This window comes from Rhizobium bangladeshense (assembly GCF_017357245.1).
Classification (GTDB): Bacteria; Pseudomonadota; Alphaproteobacteria; order Rhizobiales; family Rhizobiaceae; genus Rhizobium; species Rhizobium bangladeshense.
Genome location: NZ_CP071612.1, coordinates 3,281,816 through 3,302,867, shown reverse-complemented (window position 1 = coordinate 3,302,867; position 21,052 = coordinate 3,281,816). Strand labels below are relative to the sequence as shown.

Genomic DNA, 21,052 nt, shown 5'->3' with positions numbered 1-21,052 from the left:
GGCGTCAACTGCCGCCAATGGCACCCTGTCATTGCGCCCCACCATGGCGCGTCCGAAATCGGCAAAATATCGAAGTTGGGCGGGTGCAATGCGTAACTGCTGCAATATGCTCGCTCGAGCCACGTTATCGGTTTTGCGACATGGAGCGCCCGTTGGTCTAAATGATTAGGGCAGCGAAAAGGAAGCAGGGGACCGGTTTGCAGATCTCGGCCGCGATTGCAACCGCGTCAAGCCCTCATGATCGAGCTCAGCCCTCCGGCGGCGAGGCAAACCGGCTGGCGTCGAACGGGCCTCTGGCGGCGACCGGGGGGACAGCCACGCCTGACGCCGCGACATCCGCCTCACGGTGAACCGTGCGGGGGGAAAGGCGAGGCGCGCTCAAGCCGATCGCTTCGCCCGGAGAATGCAGCGCCCATTGCAGCAACGCCGCTTCCGAAGTCGATCCAAGGAAATCGGCTTCCTCCCAGGAAGCGGTCATGGGCAGGGAGGCGATCATATCAGCGCCCTGCCTGGAGGTCTGCTGTGCAGCAATGACGGGATTGAAGCGGGCGTGGACCGGCAGTGCAGGCGGCCGTCTCTCCGGAAGCGCGGCAATCGGGCCGATCGAGGCAGTCTCCAGCCTGTCGTCTGCGGCCGCATCCTGCGCGGGGGCTACCGGGCGCATCGCCGGTATCGGAACCTGGAAAGATGCAAGGTCCGGAGCGGAGTCCTTGTCATCCGGCTCGCCGGCGCCGGTCTGTAGTGCCAGCGCATTCAATGCCCGGCTTTTCGGCGTCGGCAGAAGCGCCGTCACCAGCTTGCTGTCTGCGGCGTCGCGCCTCGGCGGCGTCGAGGCCGCCACCTCTTCGTCCTCTCCGGCGGTGCTGGCGATCTCTATCGAGGTGGAAGTGACGCGCTTCCTGTAGTTCGCAACCGCCTGATTATATCCCGGCAGCGGCCGGCCATCGGCCGGAAGATGCATCGTCTTACCGTCCGGGAAGATGCGCGCGAGTTCCTGTCGCGACATGCGGGGCCAGGCCCTGACGTTGCCGACGTCGAGATGCACGAAGGGCGACCCCGAGGTCGGATAATAGCCCACACCGCCGACTTGCATCTGCATGGCAACAGCACGCAGCGTCGAGAGCTTCACGCCGGGAACGTAGAAATCCATCGCCTTGCCCAGCATATGCTGGCTCTTCTTGGCGACGCCGGTGCTGCGCGAGCGGTTGCGCAGCATGTTGTTGGTGGCGGGGGAACGATAGGCGGAGACGACGTGGATATAGTCCTTGCCGCCGCTCTTCCTATACACCTCCCAGACAAGGTCGAGCAGCCGCGGATCCATGCGGGTTGGCTCGTTCCTGCGCCAGTCGCGCAGAAACCGGTTGATCTGGGCAAGGCCCCGTGAATCGAACTTTCCATCCCGCTTGTAGGTGATCGTGGCTCTCTCGCCCGTATGGGTAAAGAACAGCTTGAGCGCCCGATCTTCCGCCGAGGCCAAGGATGCAGAAGCGACAAGCGCCGGCAGCGCAATCAGAGCCGGCAGAATGGTCTGCGCTGCGAAGCGTTCCGCGCGTGAGAGGAGCGCGGCAATTCCGCCCAAGGCTCCGACCGACAAACTCTGCAGTGAATACTTCAACACGAACAAACCCGTCCTACACCAAACACTCGACGACGGGCGGGAAAACTCCGCATCCATCAGGCTCAATAAAGCCAGCTTATGGTCAATAAATTGCTAACAGGCGGATGTGGAAACTTGGTGAACTGAAGATGCCCGCGGCGTCAAGCTTATTGCTGTTCGCACCACGCTGAGCTTTGGTGCGCATGCAGAGGGAGCCATCAACCTTTCGGTCGTGGAGGTTTTGCATGAGACATCCTGTCGAAAGCCGTCAGTAGCGGGGAAGAAGTGACCCTCTCACGTGGGAGGCACCCTTAGAACCCGACTTTCCGTCGCACCCTTCTCGCCGGATGCGCGAAGAACAGCTTCTGGGCGCGATCGTCTTAAACGCGTGTCGGACCTCTGCGAGCGGCGAAGAGGCTATCGAACGTCACCCAAGGGCGAGACGGCCGGGCCATTCAAAGCGGTGCCGTCGACGGCGAAATGTGAGCCATGGCAAGGACAGTCCCAGCAGCGCTCCAGGGAATTCCAGTGCACGTGGCAGCCAATGTGTGTGCAAGATGCCGATTGCTTGTAGAGCGTCCCATCTTCTGTTCGGAAAGCGGCGATTTTGGTGAGGCCCTCCCGGACAATGGCGCCTTCTCCGGGCTGTAACTTTTCGACGGAATCGAGTTCGCCGGGTGCGACATACTCTGCGAAATTCTTGATCGCCGTCGCATTCTCCATCAGGTAATCGCCGATCGCCCGCGGTGTCTTGCGCGAGGGCTCGTAAAGTTCCAGCCACGGACTGTCGCCATTGAGAACGAGATCGCGGAGCAACAGCGAAGCGACCACGCCATGGGTCATGCCTTCGCCGGAATCGCCGGTGATGACGAACACACGTTCATTGCCGGGATTGCGGCCGATGAAGGCGGCATAGTCAATCGTCTCCATGACCTGGCCCGACCAACGATGGGTCTCGGCGCCAATATCGGGGATCAGACGCCTGGTCCAGGCCGTCAAAGCCGCGAAGCGCTCTGAAGCATCGTCGACGGCTCCTGTTTTGTGGTCTTCGCCGCCGACGATGAGAAAGTCCCTCGCGCCGTCACCGGGTTGCAGACGCACGTAATGGTAGGGATCTTCCATGTCCCAGTAGAGCCCATCTGCGATGGCCCCGCGTTCGATCTCGAAGGACATCGCATAGGTCCGATACGGCGCTTGCTTCGTGTGAATGGCGACGCGGTCATTGATCGGTGAATTTGTGGCGACCACTGCCCATTTGCCGGTGACGGTGAAGCCTGAGTTCGTCGACACACGGACACGCTCCTCGGTCTCCTCCACCTGCTCGACCACTGTGTCGCAGAAGAGCTTCCCGCCGCGGGCGCGAATGCCCGCCGTCAGTCCACGGAGATATTTGAGCGGATGGAATGTCGCCTGACGGGCATAGCGAAGTGCTGATGTCGCAGCGCATCCCGCAAATGGCAGACCCGTGACGTTTTCGACCGCGACGTCGATTTGCAGCGCGGCGCCGAGTTCGCGTTCGAGATCGGCTTCCTCTCCTTCGGACGATGGAAACAGGAACCCGTCGACACGTCGGAAATCACAGGCGATGCCTTCGCTCCCTTGGATCGTTTCGATACGGTCGATCGCAGCCGATTGGCTCTCATAAAACTGCCGGGCCAGTTCCCGCCCCCGAAGATCGATCAACTTGGAGAAATAGTCGTCGCATATGGATGACAGATGCGCCGTCGTGCGGGCCGTCATGCCGCTGCCTATCTGGCCGCGATCAATGACAACCACCTTCTGCCTCGCAAGGGCGAGCTCATAGGCTACCGACAAACCGGCAATTCCGGAACCGATGACTACGGCATCGGCCTCATCGTTCCGCGTGAGTGGGATGGCGTCGGGCATAACCCTGAGCGGGGCCCACAAGGAGACAGTTCTTTCGTCGCTCACATTCATGGCGCACATCTCCGAACAAGTACTGGCTAAATTGGAGAAGGCACGCAAAAGTTCCGCCGGGGCTCTGCCAAACCTGCCCATGGGCAGACCGCGGCACGAATGGAATCCGCCACGAAGGCTGAATACCCTCGACAGCCTATTGCGGCGGAAGGCCGGCGCGCGCGAGGTCTGCCGCGGCTTGATCCATAATAGAAGGATCTCGGAAGTTCCAGGTCTGCCGCCACGACTGGATCGTCGCGGTCGGAGCTGACTTGAGCATCTTCTCGACGGCAGTGCGGGCGTCTGCCTCGCGTCCCAGCCGTATATAGGCGACGGCTAGTTGCAATGGCGCGTCGGCGAATTCCGTGGCCTCCAGCGCCTCGACCGCCTCGCGTGTAGTTGACGAACCAGGCCAATGCTCGGTCCTGCGCGGCTGTCGCCTTGCTTGTCCTGGTATGCAAACGACGACGTTCGGGAGACGACCGCAATGTCCGAAAAGCGCGAGAGGATTGCGATGGCGTCGTTCGCCAGCCCTTCTCCCATGTAGCCCAGGCTCTTGTCGGCACTTAGGCCGTGAACTCATAAAGGCGGCTATGCAATGGAGGCGGTTAGCCCACGGCCCGTTCGAACTGGCTGGCGAACTTGACATTATATGCGTGGAAATCGCCTTCAGGCGTGATCACCAACTCGGTGATGTTGGCGCGCTGGAAGGCGTCCTCAGCGGTTTGATTGTCTATCTTTAGGCTGACGGTTAGCGCGCCATCAACCACATCGACCAGCTTGTAGTCGTAAGAGATCGTTTCGCCGAAGCAGATGATTTCGATGCCCTGAACTATCAACTCCGAATCTGAATCTTCCACATCCGTCCAACGGCCCTGCATTTTGGTAGGAAATGGTGCATCGCGTTCAAGCCGTTCCATGAATGACCTTTCAATAATGTTTTATGCATCCTGTCGTTCGACGATTGGCGCATCTTGGGCGAACATTCCGCCAAAATCTGCATCGCACCGGCGCCTGCAGGAGAGGTCAGTGTTAGCGGATACTCTAACGCCATCCATGCGGCCACTGCGGCCGCGATTGCTGCGGGGACTCCAATGGCCAACCATCGTCTGCCGGTTCGGCGCTTTTGCCGAATGCGCCGGCGTGCCGCGGCGTCGATGCGCACTCGACGAAATGAGTTTTTCAACTAATGGATCTATTTTTGGTTTTCGCACGAAAACATAAATTGACTTCTACTTGCAGTAATATTTCGTAACATTGAGGTGGGCTGCTCAGCGATCACTTTGCTATACCCCAAGCATTGTATCTCCTGTACGTTGGGCGGCCATCCTATTCGACTTCACCAATCGTTGCGTCGCCTCGGGCTCCAGCTGCGAGCGAAGCCTTCCGCAAGGAGCTTCTTACCGGTCTCTTCGCCAATCATTCGAAAGATGTTGATGAGCGGCCGATGCGACGGCGTCCTGTCCACCGCGCCGCTGAATCACGTGATGGCTGGCCACGAATTGGAAGGGGTGGGACCGCAAAGGGGGTGAAGAGTGAGCGGACCGGCCCTGGCTAGGGCTCCTTTGCGATCCCGTCTCACTAACGGTTGGTGATTGGCCGGGTTCCTGTACGCTGGCAGACCAATAAAGAAAATCTCAGCACGGCCTAAAGTCCTACGACGGCGGTGCCTATTATTGTTCCCGTCCTAAGTTCTTTTATGAGCCTTTCGGCCGGAAATGGAATTCCAGCCAGTTTTCCGTAGTGCTCGTCGACCCTCCTGCATGCCTCCAGGGACTGCACTTCCACCGCCGGTAATACATCAAAAGGACGCCCCGATCGTGCTTTGAGCAATCTGGCAAAAGCGCATCGTTAGGACCAAGCTGTACGGGTTCGTGTTTGGAGTCGCATTGCCATGGTGCTGGTCGAATACTGCCTGCACAAGCTTGGAAGCTTTTTTTACAACACTTACTATCTGAATGGTGCGGCAATGGCGCTCAGTTTCGCCATTTCCATTGGCCTGGTTCTGACGGTTTTCGCAGTGGAACTCACCTATGTGGGGTTCGGCAATTCCGGGTTCCGTCGGGTTTTCTTCGAACGCAGCAAATCCACAATCACCGACATCGTCTATTTCGTCCTTCAGGCGACGGGAATGATTACGCTATTCGCGGCGCTATCATCATTTGGTCTGTCCTATGCCATCACCAGCGCGGCTCAGGATGCCCCCCACCTGGACCTTGCCCGGAGGTTGCCAGGCTGGGCACATGTTCTCTTGTTCCTAGTGCTATCAGACTTCTTGAGCTACTGGCAGCATCGGTTGATGCACCGGCTGCCGGTACTATGGCGGCTGCACGAATTTCACCACGCAGCTGAAGAGTTCAACGCGCTGACTTCGTCGCGGGAGCATCCGTTGGAGAAGGCGGTAAACATGGCCATTATGGTCGTTCCGGCGCTGCTTATCGGCCTGCCAACGGCCGAATTCGCCTTCGTGACCATCACCTTTGGCGCCATTGGTCTGGTCAAGCACAGTGCCATTCCCTGGCATGGCTGGTTTGGCAAATACGTGATCCAGTCACCACGCGACCACTTCATCCATCACTCCCGAATGCGGGAACATCACGACAAGAATTTCGCCAATTATTTCCCGATCTGGGATCATTTGTTCGGCACCTATTACGACGGCGATGCAGACGGTGCAAAGCTCGGTCTGGACCGCGACTACTTCAACCAAACCGATCCGTTCCGCGAAACCATCGCCACAGAAATCCGTTTCTTCCAACGCGCGTGGCAAGCTGCCAAGGCAAAGTGCGGCATAAGCCCCATAAGCGGAAAACCTGCCTCGCCGCAGGGGCTGGCGGGCTCGGAACAGCGCCGGTAGCGAAGCTGGCATCGCTCTGTTGTGAGAAGCGGCAGCTTTCTGGAATCCACGAACTTGCCGCACAGCTCCCGCACGGCCCACGATTCTCACAATCCTCGCAGCGTGTTGTTCCCGACCCGACCAAAAAAAGCCCCGTTGTTTACGGGGCTAGGCAGCGTGCAAAAACTAGGCGGTTGAGGGCGCGAAGCGCACGCACTGAATCAACGTGGCGTCGTGATGAAGGTTCCGAAGGCCAAAGCAGTGGCCATGCTTCGGCAGCTCTAATCCGCTAGTCAGCAGGCACTAGAACGTGCTCCAATTCGGCGAACGAAGAATACCGTAGCCGCGCTGAGTGGCGGCGTTGCCAAAAAACGGCGGCGTCTCTACGCTGATTCTCTCGCCCCACTGGCACGATATGACCAATACGGCGCCATAGAAGTTTGCGGCCGGCGGCCGCAGCGGCGGCATCGGTAAACCGCGGGTCGCATCGTCTTTCATCACTTCAGATGGTTCTCTGCTGCCTCGAGCTTGCGTCTTAGAGGCTGTTCCTGCTCGTAGGTCTTATAGGGGAAGTGCTCCCAGCACCACCAGCGGACGGGAATAGCCTTGGATGGACTGTGGCCGAAGCCACCCCATTCCTTGCACCCAGGCTCCTCGCAGTAGTGCTCGAAGTGTACATTGGCACCGGGTGCGGCCGAATGGTTGGTAATGCTCATGGCGTCTATAGCAAACTTGTTTGCGCCGGCTCCCCGGCCGTGTCGACTATGGTCGAGCCATAGGCCTCGCGCGATATCACCCTGATTGCGTCGTTCGGCAGCGGGCGAGCGAGCGTCTTTGCCTCCTCCCAGGGGGCGCGCATCCAAACGTCGACTTCCTCTTGCGTCAACAGGAGGACGGGCATTGCCTTCTGATGGATCGGCTTGACGACATCGTTGGGATCGGTGGTCAAAAAGGCATAGAGATCGTCGGTCGAAAGGCCATCCTTGACTTTCCGGACGCTTTGCCATTGCGGAACATGGATACCCGCGAAGAACATCAACGGCTTGCTTTCATCACGGGCAAACCAGGCATTCGGCGTGCTCCCACCGTCCTGTTTGCTGGCTGGGTCGGGCTCGGCAAAGCTTGTCACCGGCACGATGCAGCGGCTCTGTACACCGAACCATTTCTTCCAGTGGGGAACATTGAGGTTCCTGATGTTGGTGACTCCCTTGTCGGGCTCCATCCGGATGAGCATGTCCATGTCGACGGGCTTGCCCTTCTGGCGCAATTTTTCAGCCCGAGCCTCGGCAGCCTGCTTGACCACGAAAAACGGGGAGGGCAATCCCCACCGCGCATGCACGAGCTGCTTGCGGCCATCGGCTGTATTGCGGACGATCGGGCCCATTTGGTCCGGGTTGATCTGATAGGCCGGCATCAGGTTGACCAGACTCTCGACCTCATGGGCCCACTTATTGACCCAATCCTTTGCGTCCATCCGGTATAGATTGCACATATCTCCCTCCCTCGGCGTCCATACGCCATTGTTGTCACTTCGTCCGGATGAACTGGCCGTTCCATCGATCACGGAATTGCTGTGCAGCTTGGCGATTTGCTGAAACAGAAAACACCGTATTCGTCCCATTCCACGGAAGCGCAATATGACCTGCTCGCCCGATCGAAGGCCAGAGCGGAGTTGATGATTTCACCCCTTTGCCGATAGTCATTGGTTTGTGCGCCGGAGTGACAGTTGCCCCCCAGACTATGACGTGATGAGGAAGGTCTTTTTTCACGCCAGCGGCAACAGGGTTATCTCGGCGGCACGCGACTTCATAAAACACCGTCTTCCCAAACTGGCTTCTTCACCATGTCGACCCTGATCAGACGTCGCACGGTAAGCTTGCCTGTTTCCGACCCCCATATCTGAACCACCTTCAAGCTCATGTAGTCTCCCCGGTTGCAGCGTACGCAGCGGAATCGCGAAGCCAATCGGTCGAGACTGACATCCTTGGTCAGCTTCAGCAGATCACGTGGGATAAAGCGGTAGGTCGTCCTGCAGAACTGACAGGTGACCTCCAGCAATTGACCCGCCTCGGCCGCGTCGCGCAGGCTCCACCCGCGCAACTTCTTGTTATAGTTCATCTCAGGCATTGTAAGTCAGTCTCGGTCGTAGCTTGGTCGCCACCCGCGAGTGATGCCTCGGCTCATAGCGCCTTCCGCAAATGCGAGCTGCTGACGAAGATGACGGATATCCTCGAGCAGGGTACCTATCGCGGCCTCCATATCGCCCTGGTGATAGGCGACCACCTCGGCGAGCTCGCGATCTGCCGGCTTCGAACTTCGCTCCGGTTTCATGGCTGCATCCAAGGGTGTATCCCCGCCTTCTTCAGATGTTCGCTGTAGGCCCATACGGCCTCCTCCACATCATCGAAATAGCGAAATTTGAAAGGCTCTGTCGCTTCATCGACGAAAATTGGATCGCTTTTTGCGGGATCTGCGTCCGCCATGCGATCGGTGAGAAAGATACCGCAAGCCTCGCCTGCGGTGTGGTCAATCGCGAGCTGAACACGACCTAATTGAGAGGCCATGGCGGCGTCCAATACATAGGTCGTGAAGAACTCCACGCCTCGGCTGCCTGCAACGGCCTTAACCAGGCTCTGATGCACTTCAGAAACGTCGATCTCCTTCGCCGGCAGCCACATCAAACCTTCTGGAACAAAATAATCATCATCCACGGCTTCGCCGACCGGCTGCTCGCGCATGTCCGTTCTCCCATGTCGTCAATATTCAGATTGGCGGCCGCACGCCGATGTTCTTATTATGTTCGCATCGGCAGATGAGTCAATAATCATTCTAGGCAAATTGCTTTTTAAGATGTTGCTGTTGAACTGCGGCCATGACAAAGCCGCCTCGCAAGCCATCGAAGCCGCTAGCCGGTGAACCCGAAGCGCCGATCCGCAGCCGCCCGCGTAAGAAGCGTGACCAACTCAGCATCGGCTTACCCTCGACCCAATGCCGACACGCATTGAACCGTGTCTGGCGCTGCTGAAGACGTAAGCGACGAAAAGGACAATGCACACGAAAGCCGGTCGGTGATTCATCGGCGACTTGACGAGCAGATGCGGCAGATCAATCTCCTCGATAAGGTCGTCGAGATCAGCAGCGGCGTAGATTCGACGTTGCGCGAGGAGGTCAAGGCGCTGAAAGAGACCGTCAGCGAACATCACAAGGCAGTCCAGCCAGCCCTTGAGGATTGGAAGCGCATCAAAACGATCGGCTATGGCGTCTCAGGTCTGATCGCCATTGCTGCACTGACGACAGGCGCAATCGTCACATGGATGAGCGACGGTGCGGCGGCGTGGATTCGGCATTGGTTGAAGTTCAAGTGACGATTGATGCCGACGCTATCGATCTCGGCTAAAGCGCGCGATCTGGGCAATTGCTGTATCGATATGAACTTCGGCAGCGAGATGACCGTCTGCGTCACAAATTTCAATCGCCAGCGGGAGATCGGGCTGCTTCGACAGAATGGCCCTGCCGACCAGTTCTCGAAGGCTCTCGCTGGCGTCCTCTTTTGCTGACGCCAGATCTGAGAATTCCCCGCCTTCATAGTCGGGAACAATATGCTCAGCGTATTTGATGCGAAATCACGCCCTCACTCCCCAGCTTTGAGGTAGGGCGCGGATGCGATGGTTCAACCTACTAGGATCTCACGAGGTCTGCATCTGCAGTCAATCTCTTGAGGCGTCGGGCCGTGCGGAGCATTGCTTGGGAGAGTAGTGGAAATGCCTCCGCACGACCCAACTGTGGGGTAGTCATGGATCGCAAAGAGTGCAAAGGGACGTGCAGCGAGACAAAGCTCCCTCTCGCGATCCGACTTCCTAACCGCCAGCGAGCGATAGCGGTTCCTGTACCATTCCGCACCAATTTAGAGAGACGGCCGCTGACTTGGCTGGATCGCGGCTACAAATGTGCGAAACCGCACTGACGGTTGGCCTATGGAGGTGTATGCACTACGATTTTTTTATCGCGCTGCGAGCGAACTAGCGAACTGTTGCGACGGTTAAGGAGGATAGTATGGGGGAGTTCGATCTCTCACTTCAGCTGGAAGATGTGAACGTTCTTTCGGATGCTGTTCGGACTTGGTTCCTGCATAATCACGCGAAGCCGACGGAGCCAGCAATGCAGCTCCTTTGCAGCGCGGCGGTCGACCTATTTAATCAAGGCCACAGGACGCGCGAGGAGCTGGTCACGCTGCTGATCATGAAGTTTGATAGCCGTCATTCGCTGCAGGTCAACGCGCCAACGTCCACGTCACATCACTGACAGTTATTTCGGCCATGAAGGCGGAACGCCGGCATATGATGCACATGGCATGATTTCCAATGCAGTTAATCCTTCGAGGCGTGGGACCGCGCGGAGCGTCGCTTGGGAGCTGACCGGAAAATTGCCTCCGCACGACCCAACTCTGGGAAGGGGTGGATCGCTAGGAGAAAGGGCATAACGCGATCTGAAGATACTGGCTTTCTGCCACGATCCGGTGAGTTAACCTCATTGTCCTAATGCGGTTCCGGTACGCTGTTGGACAAAAAAAGGCCCACCGAGGCGGGGCAGGTCGTTAACAACACGGGATCGCACAGGGGAAACATATGTGCTGCCCTGCTGCTCTAACAGACTTTCCGGCGGTGAGCTCAAAGCAGAGCTTTGCTTTGCGGCTCTTCCCAGCCGCATGGATCGCAAAGTGATCCCGGACATTTGTCCGGCGGTCTACCCGCAACGGGGAAGTACGCGATGACGACCATTCTCGTTACCGGCGCGACGGGGGGAATTGGCAAGGCCGTATGCGAGCGTCTTGCCGCTGGCGGCACTCGGCTTGTGCTTGCGGCTCGTGACCAAGCGCGACTTGAAGCACTAGTTGCGACGCTCCCTGCACCTCTCAACGGGTCGCACACTCCCATGCCAGTTGATATGTCCTCCGACACGTCGGTGGCGAATTTCGATAGAGGCCTCGCTGCTTCGGGCTCGAAGCTTAACGGTGCTGTGCTGATGCCGCCGCAACCCCATTCCGACAGCAATCCTATGCCTGAGCCGGAAGTCTGGCGAACATTGTTTCAAACGAGCTTTATCGGGCCGCTGTCTGTCTTGAAGTCCGCTATCGCTCAGATGGAGCCGGCTCCTGAGGCGGGTGTGCGCTGCAAAATCGTTATCGTCTCCGGCATGTCCTCCGTTCAGGTCCTCAGTCACTACGCCACCGCCAACGTGATCCGCACCGCTTGGGTGGGAGAAGCAAAGACGCTCGCCTTCGCCCTGGGCGAGCGCGGCATCCACGTGAATACTCTCTCGCTTGGTGGCACCTTATCGCCATGGTACCGGGATGCCATTGCCAAGAGAGCCGCCAGCGCAGGGATGACCTTTGAAGAAAGACTGGCGAGCGAGACGGACAACATTCCACTCAAGAAGTATGGCGCACCATCCGAAGTCGCTGTGGTCATCGACGGATTATTGTCGCCTCTTTCCGACCATATGACCGGCCTGAACATTCTTCACGATGGCGGTTTTACACGAGCCTATTGAGTGCTTTCCGACCCAAGCTGCAGATGAGCTCTGAATTGCCGCTATTGGCGCGCGAACCAGACCTGAGCTATGCGGCTGCGGAACTTCCGCTCCCCACCGGATTTGCACCTTAGCATCCTGCTGACGTGCGTAGTCCGGTTCGGGCCGATCTCAAACCTTTGCACCAACGCCTCGGATGTCTGCTCTTGGCAATAACCGCCATAGCAGCGGAAGGTCCCATACCGGCTCCCTTCCGGGCAATACGGGTTTGTTGCCAATGATCGCAATTGGCGCATTCATATCATCAACCTTGCAGCGGTAGCTATCGGAACGACCTGTCGCGCTTGGTCAATGTGGGAGGAAAACACCGCTTACGCTCTAACAGCGCGCGATCGGCCAGGTTCCCGGAAGGTGTTGGACAGGAGCAAACTTGGTTATGGAAGTCGGTTTTACCGCAGAAACAATGCATGAGATAAGATTCGTCAGAGCGACGGCTTCAAGTTCTCTGCCGAACGTCTTTCTGGATGCGAATTTCCTGGCCTGCCGCGTAGATTCGTGCGAATTCCTCTTTAAGAAATACCTTTTCCTGCGCTCCGCCAAGTTCGGCTACGGAGACGACCCACAGACCGCCGCGTTCAAAGACGGTGACAGAATTCTCCAGCATGGCTCACCCTCAAAGCGCCTTCGATTGATACCCACGGAGCCAATATTCGCCATTATATCGGGTGACCAGTCCATGTCGAATATCCTAAAATTGTGGAGGCAGAGAATTTGTGGTTGAGTTCTCGTATGCAAGGATATCGCGCGTCGAGCTACTCGCACCCGTCATTGCGCTGTTCCGGGTTCCATTTACGAGCGAAGCCTTCCTTTAGCATCCTCTTCCCGATCTCTCCCCGTTTGTTCTGTAGATGTTGCGAGAGGTCGGTGCGATTTCGTACGGTCCGCCGCGCCGCTGAAAACCACCCGTAAGCCCCTTTCAGCCAAAAGCTGTTTCAGCCTACCCTTGGCGATCAGGGCTAGCTTCCGTTCCTTGAGGCACTTTGCGTGGCTCCCGATCTCCGGCGTGTCTATGCCCGAGACGAACGGAACTCAGTCGCCAAGCAGTCGCATGTTCTGGCCGTCGCATTTGACTGTGTCGCCGTCGACTGCCGTCAGCGAGGCGCAAATGATCAGTCCGGCGATTATCAATAGCAGGACGTCCGGACCTGCCGAACCGGACCACCCACCCAGGTGCTCGGCGGCGTCGATGTGCAGGTTGTCGGTCGATAGGTGGGCTGCTGCTGCTACGTCGGATCGGTCGGAACTGGCTTTAAGGCAAGCCAGGCATTGGAGCTTCGCGCTGCCATGGACAAGCTTAAGGTCTCGGCGCCTGCGGTGAGGTATTCCGGCCAGGGCAAGAACCTGATCTGGATCAAGCCGACACTCGTCGCCGAGATTGAATATCGTGCCTGGACGCATGACGGGAAGCTTCGGCATCCGTCATATAAGGGACTAAGGGAGGAGCGGGACGATGCGGCAATTTACGGCATCGAATGATGTCGGGACCTAGCCTTCGAAGGAAATTAGTTTCGGAGCGGCAGTGTACATCAGCGGCTGCCTGACAAATCCCGCGGCCACTGGCGCATTCAGCCAATCTGCGGCGGCAAGAGTGGTGGAGGATATCAGAAAATTTGTTCTGAAGGCGCGACCGTTCTTGTTTAAGAAAGTGTGTCCGAAGATGGCGAGGTTCCCATCGTTGGCGATCGCCACCCTGAGAACAACATCCCATCCTTCGGTGATGAGAGCGCTCTCGTGCAGAGAAGAAAGTGTAAAAAGGACAAATGCTTCGTAAGCGATCGCCAGTGCGTCGTCTTCCTCCGCGAGCAAGAGGCCAGCATCCAATAAGGCTTGGCGGAACTCGAAGTACATTTCCTCAACCTTCACGGCGCGCTCCGCTTCAATCTTTTTAGGATCTAGCCCTTCGAGGTTATCCCAGAAATACCTCAGCAGGTCGTTTACGGCAGCAGACGTTGGGCCGCGTTCACGGCAGGGATGGGCCAGAAAATCGCCAAGCTCACGCATGGTGCTATTTTTCGCCACACGCTCTCGCAGCTACATAATGATGGTGGCAAAATGGGAATAATCAAAATCGCCTGAAATGATCCGTTTAACGCGACTTCTGATGGCTTCGGGTCGATCTAAATCAATATCCATGCGCGCAAATTGTCAGAGATGAAATGTGCGGACAAGTCATGCGGCTCGCGAAATATCTGCGATCCGGCTGCCGGCGTCGTCGAGAAAGTTGGCTGTGTCGGGCATGGTCATCGGGTCGGCCGGCCGTTGCCGCTATTCCGACGGTTCGGAGAAGCCGCGGTAGAAGCGTGTCGGCTTCAGCAACGAACTGGTGATGTTGGCAACGATCGCCCCATCCGCCTCGCTCTTCGCCTTCGCTTCCTGCCACTCACGATCAGCGATGAATTCGGCCCATTTCTGCTCGCGCTCCGCCAGTGACCGCCATTCGAGCAGATAGGTCAGATCGTTGCTGGAAGAACCGATCATCGTCGTCCAGAAGCCGAGTGAGCGGATGCCGAGGCGTTCCCAGATCGCCAGTGTCGCGGTCTCGAAACGCTGTTGCAGTGCCGGCAGCCTCTCCGGCAGACATGTATAGATGCGCAATTCGTGGATCATTGGATGCTCCTCAGAAAGGCTTCGCTTCTCTTCGAGATGCCCGCCGCCGCTTAACAAATTCGCGACACACATACCAAGCTACATAGGTCATGAGAATGGCTAGCTGCTGCAACAAGATGGCAACGACGACTAGAAACTGATCTAATCCTTCGTACGAGCCGTCCACAGTGCGATATGTGGCGTGAACGTCATTCTGTCGCATACGTATACTGACAGAACGACCCAGATCACCGCCAAAGAATGCAATGTCTTCCACCAACGCGGCCACGTGCACCCAGCGATAAAAGCCCCGATCGGAGCTGCGAAGTTGCTCATCATTATGATGGCGAATGCGAGTTCAGGCTTGATCATCGAAAGCCGATCCTTCCGGCGGGCAGATGCATTTCAGTTCTCAAGTTCAAATTGCAGCTGCCAACCCCGGCATCGAGGTTTACCAGAGCGACGGCTGCGCAGTTCAGGCACTCCCATCAACATGCCCATCCTCGTCAAGCTGTTGTACCGGCAGATAGGTGTTCTTCTCCATCCATTCTCGGACGATGAACCTGATCGCATCGTCACGATCAAGCCCCAGCTCGCTCGACACGTCTATGACGGCTTCCTCCAGATCGGGATCGAGCGTGATCGACCCGGCGTTACGCACTATCAGGGCGGCGCGGCGCAGCATGATCTGCAGATTTGCCCCGGGGAATGTCGTCGGTGGATCGGCGGCGTCTTCGAGGAGGGCGGCGCCGTCGCCATTTGCCAATGCAGGCCCTGGAAGCATGACGGAGGCTGCGGCACCTGTCATATAAGTGGCTGAGGGAAGATCAGAATGACGCTTTGGTTTATGCGTTATAGGAGAGCACATGTCTCGGCAAAAGCGTATGCCCAGTTGTTACGCGAACGGCTCTTCGCGCACTGAATCGTCACTTGATTACCCTGCGGACGATTTCTATCAGACGATCCAAATCTGTTGGTTTTTCCAGGATGACTGCGCCCGCGAGGACCGGATCAGATGCAATTTCATGGGGCGGGCTTGCTGTCGCCAGAACGAACGGGACATTCAACTGCCGAAGCTTTGCGGCCACAGGATTCACCCTTGTCCCGCCGATATGGATATCGAGAACGGCGATAGCAGGTCGCTGCTGCTCCAGCAGATCGAGCGCGCCCTCGTTCGATGATACCGGCCCAAGCACCAGCAATCCGGCAGCGGTCAGTTTGCGTCGGAGTTCATCGGCGATAAAGAACTCGTCCTCGACGACGAGGACCTTGGTCTCACCTCCGGCCCTCGCTTCGAAAGTACCGCTCACATGACCTCACATCGGGATTTTGATTATCGCAATGAAACCACTGGGAGGATAGATAAGTTCCACGCTTCCACCCATATGGGCTGCTAGGCCTTCGATCAGTTCAGTCCCATAGCCCTTGCGCTCAGGCTGAGAGATGCGCGGCCCTGCTTCCTCGCGCCATTGACATACGAGAAGCGTCCGCTCCCGCGGCCCGGTGTCCGACTCCCAGGTCACACTAATCCTTCCACCCGGAACGGAACCAGCACCGTACTTCGCTGCGTTCGTACCGAGCTCGTGGAAAATCATGCTGACCGGAACAACGTGTGAACTTGAAAGTTCTGCGGACGGTCCGGAGCATTCGAGCCGTTCTGAAACAGTCATGCCTACCGCGTCCCTCACCAAGGTTTCGAAGTCAGCCGCCTTGCCTCGCGCGGCGAGCTCCTGAGCGTGAAAGGTCACGTCCAGCCTGCCAAGCAGTGCCTCCTTGAAGCTTGCAACAACAGGATCGTCCGCTCTGGTATTGTTCACGACCGACCGAACGACGGCCGAAAGGTTCTTCAGCCGGTGCCTCATCTCGGCGACGATGAAGTCCATCTGGGCGTCGTGGCGCTGGCGCTCCGTGACGTCGTCGAAGATGACCAGGAGGTTGGGGCTGTTGTCGTCGGGATGAACAAGGCGTCGGGCGTCGACAAGAAATGTACGCTGGCCGATCGTCGGAAAATCGTGCCTCACTTCGAAGCCGATGACGGCGGTCGCCCGTGGGATGACCGACTCTATGAGCTGCCGAAGCTCCGCAATATCCCACTGGCCGTTTCCAAGCCGAAAGAAGTTCTCCGCCAAAATGTCTTCACGGTCGACCTCGAAAGTCTTGATGAACGCATTGTTCGCAGTCGTAACACAGAAATGCTGATCGAGAACGACAACGGGCTGGGTCATGGTGTCGACAACCCCCTGAGCCTGCACGTGCCCGATTTTCATCAGACGGTACAAATCTTCCAACAACATAGATGCCATGCCCTCCTCACAGACGTGGCGACAATATGAAGCCCCACAGCTGGAACTCCCAAAAGGTGAGCCTTTGCGTCTAAAGTAATCTTTTCTTTGTGACTGGCAATGTCCGCAGATGGCGCAGCGGCACGTCCGAGCCCGACGACATTGCGTAGGGGTGACCTGGTCAGATCACGCGCAGTCACCTTCTGGGTCGGCGATGTCGTCGGCAATACCGCGGTGTGCTCGGATAGAATGGCCGCCACATTGTCGAGAAGCATCGCCAGGTCAGGGTCGCTGCCAAAAAGCTCGCAAATCAAGCCGTCCCATCCGCTTCGCTGTCTTCATCAACTCGTGCACCGACACATAGGTGTTCTTCTCCATCCACCTCTCTGACGATCAACCTGACGGTATCGCCGCGTGTCTTACGACCTGGGATACTTCGATGACGAGACATGCAGGCTCGAACCATTGCCGAACCCTTTCGGCACAAAGGTGTTACCTATGTCTTAGGAATAAACCGTAACCTATGTGTCCAGAATGGATCCTGCAATTGTTGGCGCACCCGACAGGATTCGAACCTGTGACCTTTGGAATCGGAATCCAACACTCTATCCAGCTGAGCTACGGGTGCATGCCGAAGGCGGTTTGAATCGCCTGTCCGATGGGTGGTTCTTAGCCTAGCTTGCGGCCGGCTTCAATCGTGAATTCTCAGAAATACCGATGCTTGCGATTTGGCACGTGTATTTATCCGCAAGCCTTGGTGCACAAATGAAAACTCCGCCGGCCTTGCGGGCGGCGGAGCTCGGTTGTCTGGGGCAGGGGCTCGCAGCGGTCAGATCTGCATGGCGCCGGGGCCGGGGATGGCCTTGGGCGGCACCTTGCCGAGAATGATCATGCCCAGCACTTCGTCCTTGGTCACGTCCTCGGTGCGGGCATGGCCTACCACTTGGCCGTTCTTCATCACCGAGACGCGGTCGGCGAGGTCGAAGACGTCGTGGATGTCGTGGCTGATGAGGAAGATGCCGATGCCTTCCTTCTTCAGCTGCTTGATCAGCTCGCCCACCTGCGCCGTCTCCTGCGGGCCGAGGGCCGCCGTCGGCTCGTCCATGATCAGGATGCGGGCGTTGAAGAGAATGGCGCGGGCGATTGCCACCGATTGCCGCTGGCCGCCCGAAAGCGCCTTCACCGGCTCCTTGAAGCGCTTGAAGTTGGGGTTGAGCCGTCCCATCACCTGCCGCGCCGAGGCCTCCATCGCCACGTCGTCGAGTGTGCCCCATCGGGTCTTCAGCTCGCGGCCGAGATAGAGGTTGGCGGCCGCGTCGACATTGTCGGCTACGGCAAGCGTCTGGTAGATCGTCTCGATCCCGTATTTCTTGGCGTCGCGCGGATTGCGGATGTCGGCCGGCTCGCCATTGATCAGGATCTCGCCGCCATCGCGCTTGTAGGCGCCGGAGAGGATCTTGATCAGCGTCGATTTGCCGGCGCCGTTGTGGCCGAGCAGGGCCACCACTTCGCCGGGGTAGAGATCCACCGAGGCATTGTCCACGGCGTGGATGCCGCCGAAGGAGATCGAGATGTTTTTCAGTTCCACGAGGGGAGTGCGTTGATCAGTCATGTCTTGGGCTCCTCTCACTTGGCACGGGCGCGGTAGACGGTGTCGAGCCAGACCGCAACGACGAGGACGGTGCCGACGACGACGCTCTGCAGCGGCGTGTCGACATGCGCCAGCACCATGCCAGATTGCAGGGACTGCATGACGAGCGCGCCGAGCATGGCGCCGGCGATCGTGCCGGTGCCGCCCGCCAGCGACGTCCCGCCGATAACGGCGGCGGCGATCGTGTAGAGTTCGTCGAGCGTGCCCTGCGCGTTGGTGGCGGCGTTGAGGCGGGCGGTGGAGATCGCCGCCGCGACGGCTGCGAGAATGCCCATCAGCGCGAAGATGCGCACCGTCACCCAGCGGGTCTTGATGCCGGCGAGTTCCGCCGCCTCGGGGTTGCCGCCGATCGCGAAGACATAGCGGCCGAAGCGCAGCCTCGTGGCGATGAAGGTCATGATGATGCCGACGACGATGGCGATCAGCACCGGAACGGCGATGCCGTAGGGAATATCCAGGCCGGTTTCCGGCCAGGGGATATTGTTGGCCTCGGCGTAACGCTTGGCGATATTGATCGGCCAATAGTAGCTGTTGGCAATCCAGACGGCGCCGAGGATCAACACGCAGCTGAGGCTCGCCAGGAAATATTCCGCCCAGACAGGCCTGAGCGGAAAGCCGAAGCGGCGGCGCTGCCGGCGCGAGCCGATGATGCTGGCGATGACGAAGAGGCATGCGGCGATGCCGACGATCCAGCTCCAGGTGGCGCCGATCGAGCCCTCCGCGCCGCCGCCCATGATGCGGAAGGTCTGGTCCATGGGGGCAACCGTCTGGCCGCTGGTGACGAGCCAGGTCGCGCCGCGCCAGACAAGCAGGCCGCCGAGGGTGACGATGAAGGAGGGAACGTTCAGGAAGGCGATGATGATTCCCTGAAATGCGCCGATCAGGCAGCCGGCGATCAGGCCGACGAGAAGGGTGATCGCCCAGGTGAAGGGGCTGTCGAAGCCCAGATATTGCGGCAGGATCTGTGCCTGGGTGACACCCATGATCATGCCGCAGAGGCCGAGCACAGAGCCGACGGAAAGGTCGATATTGCGGGTGACGATGATCAGCACCATGCCCGTCGTCATGATCGCGATGTCGGTCGTCTGGACCGAGAGGTTCCAGAGATTGCGCGGGGTCAGGAACAGGCCGCCGGTGATGATGTGGAAACCGATCCAGATGATGACGAGCGCGCCGATCATGCCGAGCAGGCGCGTGTCGATCTCGGTGGCGCGGAAGAAGCGGGCCACCGGATTGGCTTCCGCCGCTCGCGGTCCGCTTGAGGTCGTTGATTTTAATACATCGGCCATGGGTTTGCCGTTCCCCCATTTTGTTTTGACGGCTGCGCCGGCGCGCGAGAGGCTGCCAACGGCGTCATTCGTCTGTTCTTCAACTGACCACCGCGATGCTTCCGGAAACCGGTCGCGTGGCGTCGCGACGCTCTTCCGGCAGGGAATGCAAATCTGCGATGGTGCGGCGAGGCGGAGAAAACTTCGTCTTTGGAATTCCCGTCCGCATCCGGCGCCGCAGCGTTATCCGCTGCGGCGCCGGTCATTCTAGTTCAGCGGCTCGCTTACTTGCAGGCAGCGACCGTGTCGGCCTTGACGCCCTGGCAGGCCTCAGCCTTGGAAATCCAGCCGGCGTCGATGACGACGTTCAGATTGTCCTTGGTGATGGCAAGCGGCTTCAGGAAGACGGACTGCATTTCCACGCCCTTGGGGCCGCCCTTGAACGCCTGAACGCCGTCGATCTTGCTCATGTCCTTGCCGCCGGCGAGGTCGAGAGCGATTTCGGCGGCGCGCTTGCCGAGCTCGCGGCTGTCCTTCCAGACGGAAACCGTCTGCGTGCCGAGCGCGATGCGGTTCAGCGCCGCCTTGTCGCCGTCCTGGCCGGAGACCGGAACGGAGCCGGCGAGGCCCTGGGCGTCGAGCGCTGCGATCGCACCGCCGGCCGTGCCGTCGTTGGAGGCGACGACGGCGTCAACCTTGTTGTTGTTGGCCGTCAGGAACTGCTCCATGTTGCGCTGGGCGTTCTCCGGCAGCCAGCCGTCGGTATAGGCTTCGCCGACATTCTTGATCTTGCCGGCGTCGATCGCAGCCTTCAGCACTTCCTGCTGGCCCGAGAAGAGGAAGTCGGCATTCGGGTCGGAAGACGAGCCCTTGATGAAGACATAGTTGCCTTCCGGCTTCACCTTGAAGACGCCCTCGGCCTGCAGGCGACCGACTTCCTTGTTGTCGAAGGTGATGTAGAAGGCGGCCGGGTTTTCGATCAGGCGGTCGTAGCCGACAACCGGGATGCCTTCGGCGGCTGCCTTTTCGATCGCCGGAGCAATCGCGTCGGAATCCTGGGCGAGGATGATCAGAGCGTTGGCGCCCTGCGAGATCAGCGATTCAACGTCGGTCAGCTGCTTTGCGGCAGAAGACTGCGCGTCAGCGGAAATATATTTGGCGCCCTTGGCTTCGAGAGCCTTCTTGATGGCGGCTTCGTCGGTCTTCCAGCGCTCTTCCTGGAAATTCGACCAGGAAACGCCGACGACAAGATCAGCAGCCATGGCGGCAGTATGCACCGAAACGAGGATGGCAGCCCCTGCCATCAGTTTCATAATAGACTTCATA

At 58.5% G+C, this 21,052-nt stretch carries 22 protein-coding genes, 1 tRNA gene and 5 pseudogenes; 6 read left to right on the top strand and 22 right to left on the bottom strand.

Annotation, left to right across the window (positions count from 1 at the left end; genetic code table 11):
* Window positions 1-247: 247 nt before the first annotated feature.
* The 5 genes and pseudogenes from J2J98_RS16060 to J2J98_RS30395 all read right to left on the bottom strand — a co-directional run.
* Window positions 248-1,675, bottom strand: coding sequence for a peptidoglycan L,D-endopeptidase MepK (locus J2J98_RS16060; protein ID WP_207603148.1), 1,428 nt, complete (start codon window positions 1,673-1,675; stop codon window positions 248-250).
* A 339-nt stretch (window positions 1,676-2,014) separates the two neighbouring features.
* Window positions 2,015-3,535 carry an FAD-dependent oxidoreductase gene (locus tag J2J98_RS16055; protein ID WP_207601576.1) on the bottom strand — a complete coding sequence of 507 codons (1,521 nt, stop codon included), beginning with the start codon at window positions 3,533-3,535 and terminating at the stop codon, window positions 2,015-2,017.
* Window positions 3,536-3,671: 136 nt separating this feature from the next.
* Window positions 3,672-3,948: pseudogene (locus J2J98_RS30400) on the bottom strand (adenylate/guanylate cyclase domain-containing protein); the annotation flags it as partial.
* 174 nt (window positions 3,949-4,122) lie between these two features.
* Entirely contained in the window at window positions 4,123-4,434 is a 312-nt protein-coding gene (locus J2J98_RS16050; RefSeq protein WP_207601575.1) for a hypothetical protein, read from the bottom strand.
* Between the two features lie 419 nt (window positions 4,435-4,853).
* Window positions 4,854-4,991 (bottom strand): annotated as a pseudogene (locus tag J2J98_RS30395) (thermonuclease family protein); the annotation flags it as partial.
* Window positions 4,992-5,408: 417 nt separating this feature from the next.
* On the opposite strand from J2J98_RS30395, the gene J2J98_RS16045 reads away from it, so the two are divergent.
* Complete coding sequence (locus tag J2J98_RS16045) at window positions 5,409-6,371, top strand: sterol desaturase family protein (protein WP_207601574.1); 963 nt, start codon at window positions 5,409-5,411, stop codon at window positions 6,369-6,371.
* 476 nt (window positions 6,372-6,847) lie between these two features.
* Here the strand turns inward: J2J98_RS16045 and J2J98_RS30390 are convergent, their stop codons facing one another.
* From J2J98_RS30390 to J2J98_RS16025, 5 genes are all read right to left on the bottom strand, one after another.
* Window positions 6,848-7,066 (bottom strand): hypothetical protein, encoded by a 219-nt coding sequence (locus J2J98_RS30390; protein WP_221094772.1) that lies wholly within the window; start codon window positions 7,064-7,066, stop codon window positions 6,848-6,850.
* Between the two features lie 5 nt (window positions 7,067-7,071).
* Window positions 7,072-7,842, bottom strand: a complete 771-nt coding sequence (locus J2J98_RS16040; RefSeq protein WP_207601573.1) for an SOS response-associated peptidase — start codon at window positions 7,840-7,842, stop codon at window positions 7,072-7,074.
* 314 nt (window positions 7,843-8,156) lie between these two features.
* Window positions 8,157-8,468 carry a hypothetical protein gene (locus J2J98_RS16035; protein WP_246569377.1) on the bottom strand — a complete coding sequence of 104 codons (312 nt, stop codon included), beginning with the start codon at window positions 8,466-8,468 and terminating at the stop codon, window positions 8,157-8,159.
* Window positions 8,469-8,483: 15 nt separating this feature from the next.
* Entirely contained in the window at window positions 8,484-8,681 is a 198-nt protein-coding gene (locus J2J98_RS16030) for a hypothetical protein (protein ID WP_207601571.1), read from the bottom strand.
* A complete protein-coding gene (locus J2J98_RS16025) occupies window positions 8,678-9,088 on the bottom strand; it encodes a hypothetical protein (RefSeq protein ID WP_207601570.1) in 411 nt (136 codons plus the stop codon). Before J2J98_RS16025 ends, J2J98_RS16030 begins: the two co-directional genes overlap by 4 nt.
* A 134-nt stretch (window positions 9,089-9,222) precedes the next feature.
* Between J2J98_RS16025 and J2J98_RS30385 the strand changes: the two are divergent.
* Window positions 9,223-9,377 (top strand): annotated as a pseudogene (locus J2J98_RS30385) (non-homologous end-joining DNA ligase); the annotation flags it as partial.
* Window positions 9,359-9,715, top strand: coding sequence for a hypothetical protein (locus J2J98_RS16020; RefSeq protein WP_207601569.1), 357 nt, complete (start codon window positions 9,359-9,361; stop codon window positions 9,713-9,715). The pseudogene J2J98_RS30385 and the gene J2J98_RS16020, both read left to right, overlap by 19 nt.
* A 15-nt stretch (window positions 9,716-9,730) precedes the next feature.
* On the opposite strand, the gene J2J98_RS30870 is transcribed toward J2J98_RS16020, so the two are convergent.
* Entirely contained in the window at window positions 9,731-9,913 is a 183-nt protein-coding gene (locus J2J98_RS30870) for a DUF6894 family protein (RefSeq protein ID WP_425504999.1), read from the bottom strand.
* 490 nt (window positions 9,914-10,403) lie between these two features.
* Here J2J98_RS30870 and J2J98_RS16015 point away from each other — a divergent pair, with 490 nt between their 5' ends.
* A complete protein-coding gene (locus J2J98_RS16015) occupies window positions 10,404-10,652 on the top strand; it encodes a hypothetical protein (RefSeq protein ID WP_207601568.1) in 249 nt (82 codons plus the stop codon).
* Between the two features lie 465 nt (window positions 10,653-11,117).
* Entirely contained in the window at window positions 11,118-11,900 is a 783-nt protein-coding gene (locus J2J98_RS16010; protein ID WP_207601567.1) for an SDR family oxidoreductase, read from the top strand.
* 475 nt (window positions 11,901-12,375) lie between these two features.
* Here the strand turns inward: J2J98_RS16010 and J2J98_RS16005 are convergent, their stop codons facing one another.
* Window positions 12,376-12,543 (bottom strand): hypothetical protein, encoded by a 168-nt coding sequence (locus J2J98_RS16005; RefSeq protein ID WP_207601566.1) that lies wholly within the window; start codon window positions 12,541-12,543, stop codon window positions 12,376-12,378.
* A 148-nt stretch (window positions 12,544-12,691) separates the two neighbouring features.
* Window positions 12,692-13,064: pseudogene (locus J2J98_RS30865) on the bottom strand (thermonuclease family protein).
* A 99-nt stretch (window positions 13,065-13,163) separates the two neighbouring features.
* Between J2J98_RS30865 and J2J98_RS16000 the strand changes: the two are divergent.
* Window positions 13,164-13,415 (top strand): annotated as a pseudogene (locus tag J2J98_RS16000) (ATP dependent DNA ligase); the annotation flags it as partial.
* Window positions 13,416-13,424: 9 nt separating this feature from the next.
* Here the strand turns inward: J2J98_RS16000 and J2J98_RS15995 are convergent.
* The 9 genes from J2J98_RS15995 to xylF form a co-directional block, all read right to left on the bottom strand.
* Complete coding sequence (locus J2J98_RS15995; RefSeq protein ID WP_207601565.1) at window positions 13,425-13,940, bottom strand: hypothetical protein; 516 nt, start codon at window positions 13,938-13,940, stop codon at window positions 13,425-13,427.
* Between the two features lie 264 nt (window positions 13,941-14,204).
* Window positions 14,205-14,546: an NIPSNAP family protein gene (locus tag J2J98_RS15990; protein WP_207601564.1), complete on the bottom strand. Its 342-nt coding sequence runs from the start codon at window positions 14,544-14,546 to the stop codon at window positions 14,205-14,207.
* A 454-nt stretch (window positions 14,547-15,000) separates the two neighbouring features.
* Window positions 15,001-15,291: a CopG family transcriptional regulator gene (locus J2J98_RS15985; RefSeq protein WP_207603147.1), complete on the bottom strand. Its 291-nt coding sequence runs from the start codon at window positions 15,289-15,291 to the stop codon at window positions 15,001-15,003.
* A 160-nt stretch (window positions 15,292-15,451) separates the two neighbouring features.
* Window positions 15,452-15,835: a response regulator gene (locus tag J2J98_RS15980; protein WP_138392934.1), complete on the bottom strand. Its 384-nt coding sequence runs from the start codon at window positions 15,833-15,835 to the stop codon at window positions 15,452-15,454.
* Window positions 15,836-15,841: 6 nt separating this feature from the next.
* Window positions 15,842-16,828 (bottom strand): sensor histidine kinase, encoded by a 987-nt coding sequence (locus J2J98_RS15975; protein WP_311043661.1) that lies wholly within the window; start codon window positions 16,826-16,828, stop codon window positions 15,842-15,844.
* A 530-nt stretch (window positions 16,829-17,358) separates the two neighbouring features.
* A tRNA-Arg gene (locus J2J98_RS15970) sits at window positions 17,359-17,435 on the bottom strand.
* A 201-nt stretch (window positions 17,436-17,636) separates the two neighbouring features.
* Window positions 17,637-18,419 carry an ATP-binding cassette domain-containing protein gene (locus J2J98_RS15965; RefSeq protein WP_064705864.1) on the bottom strand — a complete coding sequence of 261 codons (783 nt, stop codon included), beginning with the start codon at window positions 18,417-18,419 and terminating at the stop codon, window positions 17,637-17,639.
* 14 nt (window positions 18,420-18,433) lie between these two features.
* The gene (locus J2J98_RS15960; RefSeq protein WP_207601563.1) at window positions 18,434-19,747 is read right to left on the bottom strand and encodes a sugar ABC transporter permease; all 1,314 of its coding nucleotides are present in this window, start codon (window positions 19,745-19,747) and stop codon (window positions 18,434-18,436) included.
* Between the two features lie 263 nt (window positions 19,748-20,010).
* Window positions 20,011-21,051 (bottom strand): D-xylose ABC transporter substrate-binding protein, encoded by a 1,041-nt coding sequence (xylF, locus tag J2J98_RS15955; protein WP_064705862.1) that lies wholly within the window; start codon window positions 21,049-21,051, stop codon window positions 20,011-20,013.
* Window position 21,052: the final 1 nt, after the last annotated feature.